This is a genomic window from Shimia aestuarii, assembly GCF_900114635.1.
Lineage (GTDB): Bacteria > Pseudomonadota > Alphaproteobacteria > Rhodobacterales > Rhodobacteraceae > Shimia > Shimia aestuarii.
Genome location: NZ_FOTQ01000001.1, coordinates 529,179 through 543,319, shown reverse-complemented (window position 1 = coordinate 543,319; position 14,141 = coordinate 529,179). Strand labels below are relative to the sequence as shown.

Annotated in this window: 17 protein-coding genes; 6 read left to right on the top strand and 11 right to left on the bottom strand. The window is 62.2% G+C overall.

The genetic code is table 11. The features are described from left to right. The first annotated feature begins 12 nt into the window (after window positions 1–12). Window positions 13–642, top strand: coding sequence for a glutathione S-transferase family protein (locus tag BMZ35_RS02765; protein ID WP_093090662.1), 630 nt, complete (start codon window positions 13–15; stop codon window positions 640–642). A 424-nt stretch (window positions 643–1,066) separates the two neighbouring features. On the opposite strand, the gene BMZ35_RS02760 is transcribed toward BMZ35_RS02765, so the two are convergent. Continuing rightward, a complete protein-coding gene (locus BMZ35_RS02760) occupies window positions 1,067–1,282 on the bottom strand; it encodes a DUF1127 domain-containing protein (protein WP_093090660.1) in 216 nt (71 codons plus the stop codon). A gap of 243 nt (window positions 1,283–1,525) precedes the next feature. Here BMZ35_RS02760 and BMZ35_RS02755 point away from each other — a divergent pair, with 243 nt between their 5' ends. Further along, the gene (locus tag BMZ35_RS02755; protein ID WP_093090658.1) at window positions 1,526–2,599 is read left to right on the top strand and encodes an Mrp/NBP35 family ATP-binding protein; all 1,074 of its coding nucleotides are present in this window, start codon (window positions 1,526–1,528) and stop codon (window positions 2,597–2,599) included. Here BMZ35_RS02755 and BMZ35_RS02750 read toward each other — a convergent pair whose 3' ends face one another. From BMZ35_RS02750 to BMZ35_RS02740, 3 genes are all read right to left on the bottom strand, one after another. Then, a complete protein-coding gene (locus BMZ35_RS02750; protein WP_093090656.1) occupies window positions 2,600–2,908 on the bottom strand; it encodes an EthD family reductase in 309 nt (102 codons plus the stop codon). It lies immediately after the preceding gene. Window positions 2,909–3,153: 245 nt separating this feature from the next. Beyond that, window positions 3,154–3,867 (bottom strand): NYN domain-containing protein, encoded by a 714-nt coding sequence (locus BMZ35_RS02745; RefSeq protein WP_093090654.1) that lies wholly within the window; start codon window positions 3,865–3,867, stop codon window positions 3,154–3,156. Window positions 3,868–4,167: 300 nt separating this feature from the next. Next, complete coding sequence (locus tag BMZ35_RS02740; RefSeq protein WP_093092502.1) at window positions 4,168–5,304, bottom strand: S-(hydroxymethyl)glutathione dehydrogenase/class III alcohol dehydrogenase; 1,137 nt, start codon at window positions 5,302–5,304, stop codon at window positions 4,168–4,170. A gap of 144 nt (window positions 5,305–5,448) precedes the next feature. On the opposite strand from BMZ35_RS02740, the gene BMZ35_RS02735 reads away from it, so the two are divergent. Further along, window positions 5,449–5,763: an I78 family peptidase inhibitor gene (locus BMZ35_RS02735; protein ID WP_207502875.1), complete on the top strand. Its 315-nt coding sequence runs from the start codon at window positions 5,449–5,451 to the stop codon at window positions 5,761–5,763. A gap of 1 nt (window position 5,764) precedes the next feature. Here the strand turns inward: BMZ35_RS02735 and BMZ35_RS02730 are convergent, their stop codons facing one another. Continuing rightward, window positions 5,765–6,205, bottom strand: a complete 441-nt coding sequence (locus BMZ35_RS02730; protein WP_093090650.1) for a c-type cytochrome — start codon at window positions 6,203–6,205, stop codon at window positions 5,765–5,767. Window positions 6,206–6,320: 115 nt separating this feature from the next. Continuing rightward, window positions 6,321–6,824, bottom strand: a complete 504-nt coding sequence (locus tag BMZ35_RS02725; RefSeq protein ID WP_093090648.1) for a fasciclin domain-containing protein — start codon at window positions 6,822–6,824, stop codon at window positions 6,321–6,323. 264 nt (window positions 6,825–7,088) lie between these two features. Between BMZ35_RS02725 and BMZ35_RS02720 the strand changes: the two genes are divergently transcribed. Together BMZ35_RS02720 and BMZ35_RS02715 are read left to right on the top strand one after the other, a co-directional pair. Continuing rightward, window positions 7,089–8,747, top strand: a complete 1,659-nt coding sequence (locus BMZ35_RS02720; protein WP_093090646.1) for a Y-family DNA polymerase — start codon at window positions 7,089–7,091, stop codon at window positions 8,745–8,747. A gap of 208 nt (window positions 8,748–8,955) precedes the next feature. After that, window positions 8,956–9,303, top strand: a complete 348-nt coding sequence (locus tag BMZ35_RS02715; RefSeq protein WP_093092500.1) for a DUF2794 domain-containing protein — start codon at window positions 8,956–8,958, stop codon at window positions 9,301–9,303. Window positions 9,304–9,384: 81 nt separating this feature from the next. On the opposite strand, the gene speB is transcribed toward BMZ35_RS02715, so the two are convergent. The 4 genes from speB to BMZ35_RS02695 all read right to left on the bottom strand — a co-directional run bounded on the left by speB (window position 9,385) and on the right by BMZ35_RS02695 (window position 13,065). Continuing rightward, on the bottom strand, window positions 9,385–10,353 hold the full coding sequence (gene speB / locus BMZ35_RS02710) for an agmatinase (protein WP_093090644.1): 969 nt from the start codon (window positions 10,351–10,353) through the stop codon (window positions 9,385–9,387). Further along, complete coding sequence (locus tag BMZ35_RS02705) at window positions 10,350–11,228, bottom strand: C40 family peptidase (protein WP_093090642.1); 879 nt, start codon at window positions 11,226–11,228, stop codon at window positions 10,350–10,352. Before BMZ35_RS02705 ends, speB begins: the two co-directional genes overlap by 4 nt. Continuing rightward, a complete protein-coding gene (locus tag BMZ35_RS02700) occupies window positions 11,228–12,616 on the bottom strand; it encodes a leucyl aminopeptidase family protein (protein ID WP_093090640.1) in 1,389 nt (462 codons plus the stop codon). The genes BMZ35_RS02705 and BMZ35_RS02700 overlap by 1 nt, the downstream gene beginning before the upstream one ends. Window positions 12,617–12,687: 71 nt before the next feature. Beyond that, a complete protein-coding gene (locus BMZ35_RS02695) occupies window positions 12,688–13,065 on the bottom strand; it encodes a hypothetical protein (protein ID WP_242654678.1) in 378 nt (125 codons plus the stop codon). Window positions 13,066–13,215: 150 nt separating this feature from the next. Between BMZ35_RS02695 and BMZ35_RS02690 the strand changes: the two genes are divergently transcribed. Next, on the top strand, window positions 13,216–13,866 hold the full coding sequence (locus tag BMZ35_RS02690; protein ID WP_093090638.1) for a carbonic anhydrase: 651 nt from the start codon (window positions 13,216–13,218) through the stop codon (window positions 13,864–13,866). A gap of 78 nt (window positions 13,867–13,944) precedes the next feature. Here the strand turns inward: BMZ35_RS02690 and BMZ35_RS20840 are convergent, their stop codons facing one another. After that, window positions 13,945–14,082: a hypothetical protein gene (locus BMZ35_RS20840; protein ID WP_165609988.1), complete on the bottom strand. Its 138-nt coding sequence runs from the start codon at window positions 14,080–14,082 to the stop codon at window positions 13,945–13,947. Between the last annotated feature and the right edge of the window lie 59 nt (window positions 14,083–14,141).

Sequence of the window (14,141 nt, the reverse complement as noted above, 5' to 3'; positions counted from 1 at the left end):
GAGGAGGACCACATGATTTTCTATGATTGCAGCACGGCGCCTAGCCCGCGGCGGGCGCGGATGTTCATCGCCGAAAAGGGGGTCGAGATTGAGACCCGCAATATCGACATGAGCAAGGCGGAGCAGTTGTCGCCTGAATTCCTTGCCGTAAACCCGCGTGCCACCGTGCCAACCTTTATCACCAAGGATGGGCAGGTTCTGGGAGAGAATATCGCGATTGCCACCTATCTCGAAGATGTGTTCCCCGACCCGCCCCTGATGGGGGGCGGGGCCGAAGAAAAAGCGTCGGTCATGATGTGGAACGCGATGAGCGAATTTCACGGTGGCATGGCAATTGCCGAAGCGCTGCGCAATGCGCATCCTGCGATGAAGGGGCGGGCCCTGCCGGGGCCCGAAAATTATGAGCAAATACAAGCGCTTGCCGAGCGCGGTCATGCGCGGGTGGGAGTGTTTTTCGATATGTTGGAGCAGCGCTTGCAGGAGAGTCCTTACCTTGCCTCGGGGCGGTTCACCTTTGCCGATATCACGGCCTTTGTCTTTTGCGATTTTGCACGTGTCATCAAGCGCAAGCTTCCCGATGAGCACACGGCCGCGCGGGACTGGTTCGCGCGCATCCAGGAGCGGCCAAGCGCCAAGCTTTGAGCGGTCTCTTCGGAAAAGAAAAACGGCGACGCAAAGGGAGGAGCGCGTCGCCGTTTCTTTTTTCAAGACACTCAGGGAGGAGGAAGGGTGCCTTGATTCCGGTGGGCCGTTTGACCCGATGTTCTGGCGCGGCGACACCAGGGAGGAGGAGAGGTGCCGCCGCTCTAGTCTCAAGGCGCCCCAGGGAGGAGGAGAGGGTCACCTTGATTCCGTTTGGGCCGCTTGGCCCGATATTCTGGCGCGGCGACACCAGGGAGGAGGAGAGGTGCCGCCGCTCTAGTCTCAAGGCACCCCAGGGAGGAGGAGAGGGTTGCCTTGATCCCGGTGGACCGTTGGGTCCGTATTTTGCTGCGGCAATGTCAGGGAGGAGGAGACATCGCCGCAGATGTGGAAAGCCCGAGGGAGGAGAGGGCTCTCCGAAACCTTAATGTTCTGCCGCGGCCTCCATCGCGACCCGACGCAGCATCGACCGGCTCATACCGAGGTCAGCCAGTTCGCGATCAGACAGAGCGTTCAGCTCGGCAAAGGTCTGACGGAACTTGCGGTGACGCTCAAAGCGTGCGACCAGATCGGCGAAGAGGGTGGAAAGGCCGCGCCCGGATGCCGAAGCAACTGCGGTTTGGTTTGCAGCGTATGCCATTTCAAAAACCCTTTCGGATGTGTCACTGTTCGTCGTTGATGATGAGCATATAGGGGCATGCTGCAGGTGCACAATGGACGGCTTCGCAAAGCTGCTATGCACTGAGGGAATGGGGACGTAGGGTCAATTCACGTTATGCTGCAAATATACGCAACTAGACGTAATAGTTGGTAAAATAGTTGTGAATTGTCCGGGCGGTCAAAAAAGAGATGCATTTTGCATGTGCAGAAAAAGGAGAGAAAAATGGGTGTCGAAAAGGCGGTGATTCTTGAAGGTCTGAGCCGTCTGGCGTTGCCGGACGGAGGCGATCTGGTCTCTCGTGATATGATAAGGGCGTTGACGATTGATGAAGGCGCGGTGCGTTTCGTCATCGAGGCGGCTTCTCCGGCGGTTGCACGTCAGATGGAGCCGCTGCGTCGTGCGGCGGAGGAGCTGGTGGGCAAGATCGACGGGGTGACGTCGGTTCAGGTTGCCTTGACGGCCCATGAAGCGGCGCCTGCGGCCAAGCCTGCGCCCAATCTAAAGATCGGTGGACATCCCAAGCCGCAAGCCGGCCCGATGCAAGTCCCCGGCGTGAAGCGTATCCTCGCCGTCGGATCGGGAAAGGGGGGCGTCGGCAAGTCCACCGTGTCCTCGAACCTGGCCGTCGCGCTGGCCAGGCAGGGGCGCAAGGTCGGTCTGCTGGACGCTGATATTTACGGCCCAAGCCAGCCACGCATGATGGGTGTGAACAAACGCCCCGCGTCACCTGACGGCAAGACCATCCTGCCGCTGCACAGCCACGGTGTGACGATCATGTCCCTGGGTTTCATGTTGGATGAGGACAAGCCGGTGGTCTGGCGAGGTCCGATGCTCATGGGTGCGTTGCAGCAGATGCTCACGCAGGTGCAGTGGGGCGAGTTGGACGTGCTGATCGTGGACCTGCCGCCGGGCACAGGGGATGTGCAATTGACCCTGTGCCAAAAGACGGAACTGACCGGGGCGATCGTTGTGTCGACCCCGCAGGACGTGGCGCTTCTGGATGCGCGCAAGGCGCTGGGCATGTTTGATCAGCTCAAGACGCCGGTGCTGGGACTTATTGAAAACATGAGCGTTTTCCATTGTCCGAACTGCGGCCACGAGGCGCATATCTTTGGCCAGGGCGGGGTTGCCGCCGAAGCCGAGAAGATTGGTGTGCCGCTGTTGGGCGCATTGCCGATTGACCTTGATACGCGGCTGGCCGGGGATGGGGGCACGCCGATCGCCGCTGGCGACAGCGATATGGCCAAGGCCTATGCGCGGATCGCCGAAGGGCTGGTCAAGGGGGGGATGGCCTGATCAGGCCACCACCTCTCCGATCAACACGTCGGGCTTCACATTGGTGAAGTTCGGCACATCGGCCATCACTGGGCCAGAGGCGGCCATGGCCGCCTTGAACGCGTTCTGATCCGCGAAGGTGATGGTGGCGATGGCGTGATAGCCTGCGGGCGTGTCCGGGCCACCGGCCACGCCTTTGGTGACGACGGTGCTGGCGATGTGGGGACCCATATGTTCACCCACGAGGTCGAAATGGGTCGAAAGATAGTAGTCGAAGTCGAAGGTCGATCCGTCCGCGACGGGGTAGATGACTTGCAGTGAAACGGCCATGTCGCGTGTCTCCTTGTTTGCATACAGCTTGGGGGAGTGTACGCGAAGGTGGGCGCTTCGGGGATTCTTTTTGTGCAGGGTTAAAAGAGGGTCACAGCTGCGAACACGACGTCGGTATCGCGTCGGTATTTTGTCGGTATCACGTCGGTCGCGTTTTGAGTCGCTGGCTCGGTCGGCTTTGTGACCGTGGCGCGCTTAATCATTTATGGAGAAAGCAACGCTCCACACGTCCCGGTCCCGTCATCTCAGTCTATGCGGCGCACCTGAAGCTGGTTGCCGGTCTTGCGGGTTTCAAAGCGTTTGAGAATCTTGACCAGATCGCTGAGTTTCTTGTGGCCGTATGTGCGGGTGTCGAAGTCCGGGTTGGCGGCGGTGATGTATTGGCCGAGCGGGCCCAGTGGGTACCAGTCGTCATCCTGTTCGATCTGTTCCATGGCCGAGAGAATCAGCGGGATTGCATCGTTGGCCGGGCGCTTGCCGCTCTTGGTCCTGGTACCCTTGGTGGTGGGGGCGGGTTCGTCGATGATGTTCTCGATCAGGACAAAGCGGTTGCAGACATTGCGCAGGCTTTCGGGGGCCTTGCCCTCGCCAATGCCGATCACGTCCATACCCTGTTCGCGGATGCGGTTGGCGAGCGCGGTGAAATCGCTGTCTGAAGAGACGATGACAAAACCGTCGAACCGCCCGGTGTGCAGGATGTCCATGGCGTCAATCACAAGGCCGATATCGGAGGCGTTCTTGCCCTTTGTATTGGCGGTTTCCTGATGCGCCACCAGCCCGTGTTCACGTACGGTGTCGGCCCAGCCCTTGAGCTGTCCCGAAGACCAGTCGCCATAGACCCGGCGCAGGGCGGGTTCGCCGAAAGAGGTGATCTCCTTGAGAATGGCGCCTGCATATTTGGCCGGGATGTTGTCGGCGTCGATCAGGACGGCGTAGAGGGGGCGGTCACGGTTGGGCATGGTGGGTCCTGTTGTTTTCAGTCAGCATGACGTTGGGTGAAGCGGAATGCAAACGGTCGGTGTTTTCGAACCGCCCGGAATCAAGGCGTGCTTGCACGCCGCCGGGCAGCGCCCGACCGCCCCATGGGCGGGCGCTTTTTCGCGGGTACTCTCACGCACAGAGGTTGGATGTTAATGGCTGGATAAAGTGGCGACCTCAATCGTTGCGGCGCCCACCCTCGGTCGGGCGCTGCCCGGCGGCACCCGAACGAAAACGGGCCGCAGAATTACGGCCCGGTTCCCAAAGATATCCCCGTAGGATCAGAACTCGACCACGGCGCGGATCGACTTGCCTTCGTGCATCAAATCAAAGCCTTCGTTGATCTGGTCCAGTGTGAGCTTGTGCGTGATCATGTCGTCGATTTCGATCTTGCCGTCCATGTACCAGTCGACAAATTTGGGCACATCGGTGCGGCCCTTGGCGCCGCCAAAGGCGGTGCCTTTCCAGACGCGGCCCGTCACAAGTTGGAACGGGCGGGTCGAGATTTCGGCCCCCGCCGGCGCCACGCCGATGATAACCGACACGCCCCAGCCTCGGTGCGAGCATTCCAGCGCGTCGCGCATGACCTGCACGTTGCCGGTGGCGTCAAAGGAGTAATCCACGCCACCGAAAGCGTCTTTCTCGGTCTTGGTGAGTTCGACGATCGCCTCGGTGACAGATTGGCCCTCGGGCAGTTTCGAGGGGTTCACGAAATGGGTCATGCCGAACTTCTTGGCCATCTCGGCCTTGTCGTCATTGAGGTCGATGCCAATGATCATGTCGGCCCCGGCCATGCGCAGGCCCTGGATCACGTTGAGACCGATGCCCCCCAGACCGAACACGGCCGCCGTCGAGCCGATTTCGACCCCGGCGGTGTTGATCACCGCGCCGATGCCGGTGGTCACGCCGCAGCCGATATAGCAGATCTTGTCGAAAGGCGCGTCGTCGCGCACCTTGGCCAGCGCAATCTCGGGCAGGACGGTGTGGTTGGCGAAGGTGGAGCAGCCCATGTAGTGATAGATCGGCGTGCCATCGAGCATCGAAAAGCGGGTGGTGCCGTCGGGCATGAGGCCCTGACCTTGGGTGCCGCGAATGGCGGTGCAGAGGTTGGTCTTGCCCGACAGGCAGGAATGGCATTCGCGGCATTCCGGCGTGTAGAGCGGGATCACGTGATCGCCGGGTTTAAGGGTGGTGACGCCTTCGCCCACTTCCAGGACGATGCCCGCGCCCTCGTGGCCAAGAATGGACGGGAACAGCCCCTCGGGATCGGCGCCCGAACGGGTGAATTCATCGGTATGGCAGATGCCGGTGGCCTTGACCTCGATCAGCACTTCGCCTGCCTTGGGGCCTTCGAGGTTCACCTCCATGATTTCAAGTGGTTTTCCGGCTTCCAAAGCCACGGCGGCACGTGTGCGCATCATTTTTCAAAGTCCTCCATCTGTTGGCGGCAGGGTGCTGCAAACGGGGGCGATTTTCAATAGGGGGGTGCGACATGCGGTTGCGCAGATACGACAGGGCGGGCATTGTTACCGAAGTTCCTGTTTCTGTTTTGAGGAGGCGATATGCGCCCTGTGATCCCCGCTATTCTGTGTCTTGGAGCTCTGGTGGCTTGTGCCGCACCTACCCCCATGCCGGAGCCGGAAATCAATGCGTCTGCGCAGATGTCGCAGCTTCCGTTGGTGGGATCGTCAAGCTGTTCGGAAGAGGCATTCGGGCCAATGCTGGGGCGTCCGGTATCGGTGCTGGACACGATCGAGACGCCTGAAAAGGTGCGCGTGATTGCGCCGGGGCAGATCATCACGATGGAATACCTGCCGCAGCGGCTGAACGTCGAACATGACGACCGCGAGATCGTCACCAAGGTCTGGTGCGGCTGAGTTACTTGTCGATCCGATAGCGTTTGTGGCATCCGCCGCAGGTGGCGCCAAGATCGCGCATCGTAGTGCTGAGTGTGCCGCGATCCGTGAAATCGAGCGCCAGCGCGGCCTGTTCCATCGTTTCGGCGCGACCGGCGAAATCGGACCAGTCCTCCCAGATCGCGGGGAGCGCTTCGGATTTCGGATCAGTGGCGGGGTTTTCGAACAGGTCGGGGATCTTGGCGGCGTTGAGGCTGAGCGTGTCGCGCGCCATGCGCGCCTTGGCCTGATGCAGCGGGATCTTTCCGCGGGCCATGTCGCCAAGGGTCTGGGTGGCCTTGCCGATTGCGCTCATGGCATCCATGCGTGCCTTCACGTCCGGGTCTTTGACTCCACCATGTGCCAAGGCCGCCGTGGCGGCGCAGATGGTAAGTATGGTCAGCGCGTGTTTGGTTCTGTTCATGCCTGTCTCCTTTTGGGGAGAGGGTAATGGCAGGAAGGCGCGGGGGCAAAGGCACAATTTTGTGCATTGCGAATGGGGGCACAGGCCGCAGCGCCCGCGCCCCCGATTCGGCAGATCAGCTCTGTGGGATCAGAACCGTGTCGATCACGTGGATCACGCCGTTGCTGGTGGCGATGTCGGCGGTCACGACAGTGGCGGCGTCGACTTTGACACCGTTCATTGCGTCCACGCTCAACTTGGAGCCCTCAACTGTCGCGACTTCGGCGGTTTTACCCGCGATGTCGCCCGACATCACCTTCGAAGGGATCACGTGATAGGTCAGGATGGCAACCAGCTGGTCCTTGTTTTCAGGCTTGAGCAGGTTTTCGACGGTGCCTTCGGGCAGGGCGGCAAACGCTGCGTCCGTGGGGGCGAAGACGGTAAAGGGACCGTCGCCCTTGAGTGTGTCGACCAGCCCGGCGGCCTGAACGGCGGCAACGAGCGTATTGAACGATCCTGCGGCAACGGCGGTGTCCACGATGTCCATCTTGGCGGCACTGCTGCCGGCCAGAGTGGCGTTCACGGCGGTGATCGACAGGGCGATGCCGCCAATGGCAGCGATGAAAGAACGTCTGAGCATGGTGTTTCCTCTTGTTGGTTGTATCTGGTCTACGGCGACGTTCTGCGGTTGGATGAGTGCCCATGGCGGATTTCTGGCGAAGATCCTTTAAGGTGCTGAAATTAAATGAATTACGTTTTCGTGAGATGCGCGTGAGCCGTTGCTTCGGTGGCGGGCGGGCCGTGCTGAAGTCTCGACAGGAGGAGAGAATCGCGGTATTTACCAATAGAACATAAGAAGAACATTTGCGCCTGATGTTCTGTTTGTGCTGCCTGATAGATTGACATGCCAACCCGCCGTATCCTGTCCCTGTGGTTCCCGCGTCTGGGGGCCGAACGCCTGATCCGTATGGAGCGGGGCCTTTTGGAGGCGCCGCTGGTGGTGTTGCAGGAAACCGGGCAGATGCAGGTGATTTCGTCGCTTTCCCCAGAGGCTGAAGCGGCGGGGCTGACGCTGGGCCAGCCCATGCGCGATGCGCAGGCCATGTGCCCCGAGGTGATCATGCGGCTGCAGAACAAGCCGGCCGAGGCCGCTTTCCTTGGCGTGATCCGGCGCTGGGCGGGCAAGTTCTCGCCCTGGGTTGCAGAACAGCCGCCGGATTCTCTGGTGATGGATATCACGGGTTGCGCCCATCTTTTTGGCGGGGAAGAGGGGCTGGTGTCCGAGGTGACCGAGGAATGCGCGCGTTTGGGGATGACGGTGCATGTCGGGCTGGCCGATACGCTGGGCGCGGCCTGGGCGCTGGCCCGGTTTGCCGCGCAGGCCGGTGAGAGTCACCGCAGCGGGGATGACATCCGCCAGGAAGCGCGGGCGACGCGCAGCCGGGCGGTCAGGCGGCGGCATTGGACCCGGGGTGGGACGCCGCCGACGACACTGGCCACGGCTGTGCAGGGCGCGCGGATCGCCCCGCCGGGCCAGACTCATGGCGCGCTGGCCGGTTTGCCGGTGGCGGGGCTGCGGCTGGAGGCCGAGACCCAGGCGGAACTGGCCCGGCTGGGTTTGCGCCGGATCGGGGATCTGAGCGGGCAACCCCGCGCGGCCCTAGCGCGGCGCTTTGGCAAGGGGCTGGTGCTGCGGCTGGACCAGGCGCTGGGCAGCGTGCCCGAACCAGTGAGCCCGGCCGCGCCCGCGCCGGTCTTTGCTGTGCGCATGACTTTGCCTGATCCGATCGGGCTGGAAGATGACCTGATGGCGGGGATCCAGCGGTTGCTGGTGCCGCTTTGCGACAAGCTGCGCGATCAGGGTAAGGGCGCGCGGGTGGTGCGGCTGCAGGTATTTCGCACCGACCAAAGCATGCAATGGGTGGATGTGGGGCTTGCGCGGGCGAGCGACGAGCCGGAGCGCATCCGCCCCTTGTTGCGGATGAAGCTTGACGAGATCGACGCCGGGTTCGGCATCGACATGCTGCGCATCGAAGCGGTCCGGGTCGAAGCGCTGCATCAGCGCCGGGCGGTCGGACATCTCGAAGCAGGGCGGGCGGTGGCCGAGCGCCTGTCGGCGGGCCATGCGCTTGATGACCTTGTGGGGCGGATCGGGGCGCGGATCGGGCTGGAACAGATCACCCGGCGCCACCCGGCCTCAAGCCATATCCCGGAAAAAGGCGCGCAGGTGCTGCATGCGGCCTGGTCCGAGCCCTACCGCGAAGACTGGCCCACCCCGCCGGTGGCGCGGCCCTTGCTGCTCTGGCATCCCGAACCGGTGATGGCGCCGGATACCCCGCGCCTGACCGGGCCGTTCCGCTGGCGCGGGCGCGACATGGCCTGGGTGGCGGCGCAAGGCCCCGAGCGGATCGCACCGGAATGGTGGCTGGATGATCCGGACTGGCGGACGGGGGTGCGCGACTATTGGCGCGTGACCTGTGAAAGTGGTGAGCGGCTCTGGCTCTACTACGCACATGGCGGGGCCATGTCCTCGGGCTGGTTCTGCCACGGGGCCTTTGCCTGATTGTCCGGAAAAAAGTGCCCCCGGCGGCGCGCACTGGGTGGGGGCAATAACGTCGCGCCGCCGGGGGTAGCGTTCAAGTTTCGCTATGAGAGTAAGATGCTGCATGGCTTTGGCAGAAAAAGGATCGCTCAAGGGCCATTTGCAGATGAATCTGAGGCAAAACCGAGGCAGGCTTGATTTCTCTCAAAAACGGCGCAAATCTGAGGGTATGAATGCCCAACCGCCCATTCCACTGCACACCGGCCCGCAGGCGCCGCCGCAGGTGGCGTTTCACCGCACCGAACTGAACCTGATCCTGTCGCTATATGGGCGCATGGTGGCTGCGGGCGAATGGCGCGACTACGGCATCTCGCTGCTCAAGGAAGCGGCCGTGTTCTCGGTCTTTCGGCGCACGGCGGAAAACCCGCTCTACCGGATCGAAAAGCGTCCCAAGCTGCGCAATCGGCAAGGCATGTACGCGGTCATCGGGATAGATGGGCAGGTACTCAAACGCGGCCATGACCTCAAGACCGTTTTGCGCGTGCTCGAGCGCAAGCTGATCCGCAGCGTCGACTAAAACGCCCCTTCACTTTCTTTTTCCAGAAATACCCCGGGGAGTCGCGGGCGTGCCCGCGACGGGGCGGCGCCCCAAATCCCTTCAGGTTTTGGCCGAGATCGCATTGGCCATAATGCAGAGCATTTCGAACATGATCGACACGCCGAGGAAGGCGGTTCCGCCCGAGCTGTCAAACGGTGGTGACACTTCGACCAGATCAGCCCCCACGAAATTGACCCCCTCCAGCGCGCGCACGACCTGAAGCGCCTCGAACGAATTCGGGCCGCCCACTTCAGGCGTGCCGGTGCCCGGCGCAAAGGTCGGGTCCACAAAGTCGATATCATAAGAAAGATAGGTGGGCGCGGTGCCGACAATTTCTCGGGCTTCGGCCATCACGTCGTCGAGGCCGCGGGCAAAATACTCCTCGATCTTGATCACGCGGATGCCGACCGACTTGGCGAAATCCTGGTCTTCACTGTCATATTGTGTGCCGCGAATGCCGATCTGGACCACGCGTTTGGGATCGAGAAGCCCTTCCTCGACCGCGCGGCGGAACGGGGTGCCGTGGGTGTACATCGTGCCGCCGAAATAGCTGTGAAAGAGATCGGTGTGGCTGTCGAAATGGACCATGCCCAGGGGGGCATCTGCCGCCAGCGCGCGTAGCACCGGCAGGGAGGTCAGGTGGTCTCCGCCTGCTGTAAGCGGAGTAATCCCCTGTGCGCGCACATCGGAATAGAAGGCGGTGATGCGGGCCATGCTGTCCTGGATATCCGCCGGGTTTGGGCCGACATCGCCGAGATCGGCGCAGTTGACCAGCTCGAACGGCCGCACGCCCGTGGCGCCGTTTTCTGCACGGATCATGGTTGAGGCATCGCGCAGCTGGCGCGGTCCGTGGCGCGGGCCGGGGCGGTTGGTCGTGCCCGAATCCCAAGGCACGCCGATCAGGCCGATATCGACATCCTTGCGCCGCGCATCATCAAGCCCCAGAACGGGTAGTCGCATGAAGCTGGGAATACCGGCAAAACGCGGTAGGTCCATGCCAGAGACGGGGTGAAAAAAGGAATCGGTCATGGTGCCTCCTGCGATGGGCGCTTGTGGGATGTGACCGGACCGCCGTCCTGGGCTGCGATCCTGGAAATGGTGTCGGCAATGGGTTCATAGGCCACGGCCATGTGATGGGCATTGGCGTGGATCAGCCTGTCTGGGTCTGCCACGAACGCGACATGGCCCTTCCAGAACAGAAGATCGCCGCGCTTGTATCCGCCGGAAGCAACGGCAAAGGCGGCTTCCTGGAGATCGCTGTCGCCGGGGCAGGGGATGTCGCAGGCCAGCAGGGCGGCCTGCACCAGACCGGAACAGTCGATGCCGAACCCGGAATTTCCCGCCCAGAGATAGGGGATGCCAAGATAGCGTTCAGCCTCGGCCACAGGGTCGGTGGCGATCTGGTCCAGCGGCAATAGCTGTGGCATCGGGACATAGACCGCGCTGCCCGTGCTGTCCGGGGATGTCGCGGGCCAGTCGATTTCGGCCCAGTCGCAATGGTCGTGATGGGAGGTGCGCACGGACACCTTGGCGCCAATGGGCAGGGGCATCGGCTCGTAGGCCGATTTCAGGCGCGGTTCAGAGCGCCAGTAGGTCGGTGCGATGACGCGATGGGTGGGGGTCAGGAAATCCGTTGCCAGCACGTCCTCGGGGACATAGCCGACATAACCGTCACGGGTTGCCTGTCCAAAGGCCCAACCGTTGCGTTTTTCCAGAACGTCGAAGCCTTCGCCAAAGGCCAGTTCGCGGTCGCGCGGGGCCGAGATGGCGGGTTGGCTGAGTAAAGGGGCCACGGGGACGGCGATCATGTGGCGGGTCGGCGCCACGAAGGCCGCAGCCTCGACCTTGCCCTTGAGGGCGGCATGGGCGACGGAGCCGTTGGCCGGGGTCAGGCGGCGGTCCATCAGAGCGGCAGCAGCTTGGGCAGGGCCGCAAGGATCGCGCGTGCGCCCATGCCGACTCCGCCCTTGGGACGGGCGGGGGCGGCGGTGGGATTCCAACCGTAGATGTCGAAATGGGCATAGCGCTGATCCGAAGCGAAGCGGCGCAGGAAAAGGGCGGCGGTGATAGACCCGGCCATGCCACCGGATGGAGCGTTGTCGAGATCGGCGATGTCCGGCTCGATCATCCTTTCGTAGGGCTCCCAGAAGGGCAGGCGCCAGACCGGATCGGCCACATGCGCCGCGGCCTGTTCCAAAACGGACGAAAAGACGGGATCGTCGGTGAAATAAGGGGCGAGATCTGGGCCGACGGCGACCCGGGCAGCGCCAGTAAGGGTGGCCATCGAGATCAGGAGATCGGGGTTTTCCTCGGAGGCCAGCGCCAACGCATCGGCCAGCACGAGGCGGCCTTCGGCATCTGTGTTGTTGATTTCAACGGTCAGGCCCTTGCGCGACGTGAGTACGTCGCCGGGGCGGAAAGCATCGCCCGAAACCGCATTTTCCACCGCCGGGATCAGGACGCGCAGACGCAGGCCCAGGTTCAGGGACATGATCATCTTCGCCAGTCCCAGCACCGTCGCAGCCCCGCCCATGTCCTTTTTCATCAGCGCCATGGAGTTGCCGGGCTTGAGGTTGAGGCCGCCGGTGTCAAAGCAGACACCCTTGCCGACGAGGGTCAGGGATGAGCCCGTGTTGCCCCATGTCAGGTCGATCAGGCGCGGGGCACGGTTGGGCGCGGCGGCGCGCCCAACCGCATGGATCATCGGAAAGTTCTGGTGCAGCAGATCATCGCCGCGGGTCACGTTGACTTGGGCGCCATGGGTTTCTGCGAGGTCTCGTGCGGCGGTTTCGAGCGCAGCGGGACCCATGTCGGCGGCGGGGGTGTTGATCAGGTCCCGGGTCAGCGCCTCGGCGGCGGCGATAGCCTCGACACGCGACGCATCAATGCCGGGGGGGCAGACGAGGCGCGCCGCGCTTCCGGATTTTTTCTTATATTTGTCAAAAGCATAGGAGGACAGTAGCCAGCCAAGCGTTTCGGTTTCAATGTCGCCAGCGGGCAAAGGCAGGGCGAGTTGGTAAGTGCCGGGGGGGAGCGCGGCGGCGGCGGCAGCGAGCGGAAAGCGGACTCGGCCGCGCGACGTGGCATCGCCAAAGCCCGCAACCGCCAGCAAAGGCGTGCCGGATGTGCCAGGGACCAACAGCGTTTTTCCGGTCACGGGCTTGAAGTCGCTGGCTGCGACCCAGCGCTGGATCGCGGGGGATTGGGATGAGAGCCAGCCGTCAAATCCGTCCTTGTCGACGATGTGGAGTGGCAGGGCGTCGGCGGTCGCCGGGGCGAAAGTCAGGGACATGGGGGCCTCTTGCGGTCGGTCGGATTGACAGAGCACAGGTTATCCCAAGCGCGCGCGCCTGCAAGCCCGGATCAGATCGGCAGGTCCTGAAGGTCCCAGATTTCGCGCAAGCTGCCTTCGCCCAGACGTATCATACGCGAAAGCGTGGCTGCCAGCGCCGCCGGGTCGCCAGAAGCGCAGCAAGCCGTCACATCCCCGGCGACGCGTGCCAGCGTGGTCATGCCAAGACGGGCCGCAATCGTGGAGATCGAGGCAGCGCAGGCTGCGAGATCCCCCGGCAAGCTTTGTTGATAGAGGGTTTCGGCATGCGGCAGGCGCAGCGCCAGTTCCTCGATCGCCTGGGCCACCATGTCGTCGGCGGCGCAGTCCATCTGAATGTAAATGCGTGCAAGCTCGTCCTGATCGACCGAAACATCTTCGGACGGTCGCAGGATTGGTACCTGTGTCACTGTCTCACCCCATATTTCCCATTTCGTCCACACCCGAGACGAAAAATGCGCTGAACTCCTTCTCAAAAAGTTGATGCGCGGCAAGATTACCTGTCGAAATTTGTGCAAATTAGGGATATCTCCACGAGAATTTTGGAAAAGGGACATGACATGGAACACGCCAAACCTTTGCCCTCCTACCTTGTGCAGCGGTATCACGGGTGGAAAGCGACCTCTTATGCGCAGAATGAAAGCTGGTATCGGCATCTTGGCGCTGAAGGGCAGCATCCGCGCGCGATGATCATTTCCTGTTGTGACAGCCGCGTGCATGTCACGTCGATCTTTGGAGCGGATCAGGGCGAGTTCTTTATTCACCGCAATATCGCGAATCTCGTGCCGCCCTACAAACCGGACGGGAATCAGCACGGCACCTCGGCGGCGGTGGAATATGCCGTGACCGCGCTCAAGGTGGCGCATCTGGTGGTTCTGGGACATTCGCAATGTGGCGGTGTGCAGGGCTGTATCGACATGTGCAAGGGCGACGCGCCGCAACTGGAGAGCAAGGAAAGCTTTGTCGGACGCTGGATGGACGTGTTGCGCCCCGGTTATGAAGCGGTTGCCGATGTTGCCGAAGGGCCTGAACAGGCGCGGGCGCTGGAAAAACAGTCGATTCTGGTATCGCTTGGCAACCTGATGACTTTCCCGTTCGTCCAGAACCGCGTTGCAAGCGGTGATCTGAGCCTGCATGGGCTGTGGCACAATATTGGGGAAGGTGGTCTGGAAGCCTATGACCCCAAGACCGGGGTCTTCGAGCAGGTCTGAGGCGGAAGCGCCCTCTGAAAATGAGGCAGCCCGCTGATGGCGGGCTGTATCCTGATGCGTTTGCCCCCGTAAGTCGGGTCAGATGAAGATATTCGACTGGTTGCGGTTCGAAGCCATCAGAGCGCGCAGGCGACGTTCACGGGCCTTTTCTGCAAGCGACTGATATTCGATGTTTGCATTTTCCATGGTGTTGTCCTTGTAGATCCGCTTTGGCATGTGAGCCTCCAGTGTTACGTTATTGCCCTTGTCTTATCGACATCTTCAATCTGCTCCCG

Bases quoted from the DNA above. Each gene is read 5' to 3' on its own strand.
- BMZ35_RS02765 (WP_093090662.1), top strand. From the start codon at position 13: ATGATTTTCTATGATTGCAGCACGGCGCCTAGCCCGCGGCGGGCGCGG.
- BMZ35_RS02760 (WP_093090660.1), bottom strand. From the start codon at position 1,282: ATGGCATACGCTGCAAACCAAACCGCAGTTGCTTCGGCATCCGGGCGC.
- BMZ35_RS02755 (WP_093090658.1), top strand. From the start codon at position 1,526: ATGGGTGTCGAAAAGGCGGTGATTCTTGAAGGTCTGAGCCGTCTGGCG.
- BMZ35_RS02750 (WP_093090656.1), bottom strand. From the start codon at position 2,908: ATGGCCGTTTCACTGCAAGTCATCTACCCCGTCGCGGACGGATCGACC.
- BMZ35_RS02745 (WP_093090654.1), bottom strand. From the start codon at position 3,867: ATGCCCAACCGTGACCGCCCCCTCTACGCCGTCCTGATCGACGCCGAC.
- BMZ35_RS02740 (WP_093092502.1), bottom strand. From the start codon at position 5,304: ATGCGCACACGTGCCGCCGTGGCTTTGGAAGCCGGAAAACCACTTGAA.
- BMZ35_RS02735 (WP_207502875.1), top strand. From the start codon at position 5,449: ATGCGCCCTGTGATCCCCGCTATTCTGTGTCTTGGAGCTCTGGTGGCT.
- BMZ35_RS02730 (WP_093090650.1), bottom strand. From the start codon at position 6,205: ATGAACAGAACCAAACACGCGCTGACCATACTTACCATCTGCGCCGCC.
- BMZ35_RS02725 (WP_093090648.1), bottom strand. From the start codon at position 6,824: ATGCTCAGACGTTCTTTCATCGCTGCCATTGGCGGCATCGCCCTGTCG.
- BMZ35_RS02720 (WP_093090646.1), top strand. From the start codon at position 7,089: ATGCCAACCCGCCGTATCCTGTCCCTGTGGTTCCCGCGTCTGGGGGCC.
- BMZ35_RS02715 (WP_093092500.1), top strand. From the start codon at position 8,956: ATGAATGCCCAACCGCCCATTCCACTGCACACCGGCCCGCAGGCGCCG.
- speB (WP_093090644.1), bottom strand. From the start codon at position 10,353: ATGACCGATTCCTTTTTTCACCCCGTCTCTGGCATGGACCTACCGCGT.
- BMZ35_RS02705 (WP_093090642.1), bottom strand. From the start codon at position 11,228: ATGGACCGCCGCCTGACCCCGGCCAACGGCTCCGTCGCCCATGCCGCC.
- BMZ35_RS02700 (WP_093090640.1), bottom strand. From the start codon at position 12,616: ATGTCCCTGACTTTCGCCCCGGCGACCGCCGACGCCCTGCCACTCCAC.
- BMZ35_RS02690 (WP_093090638.1), top strand. From the start codon at position 13,216: ATGGAACACGCCAAACCTTTGCCCTCCTACCTTGTGCAGCGGTATCAC.
- BMZ35_RS20840 (WP_165609988.1), bottom strand. From the start codon at position 14,082: ATGCCAAAGCGGATCTACAAGGACAACACCATGGAAAATGCAAACATC.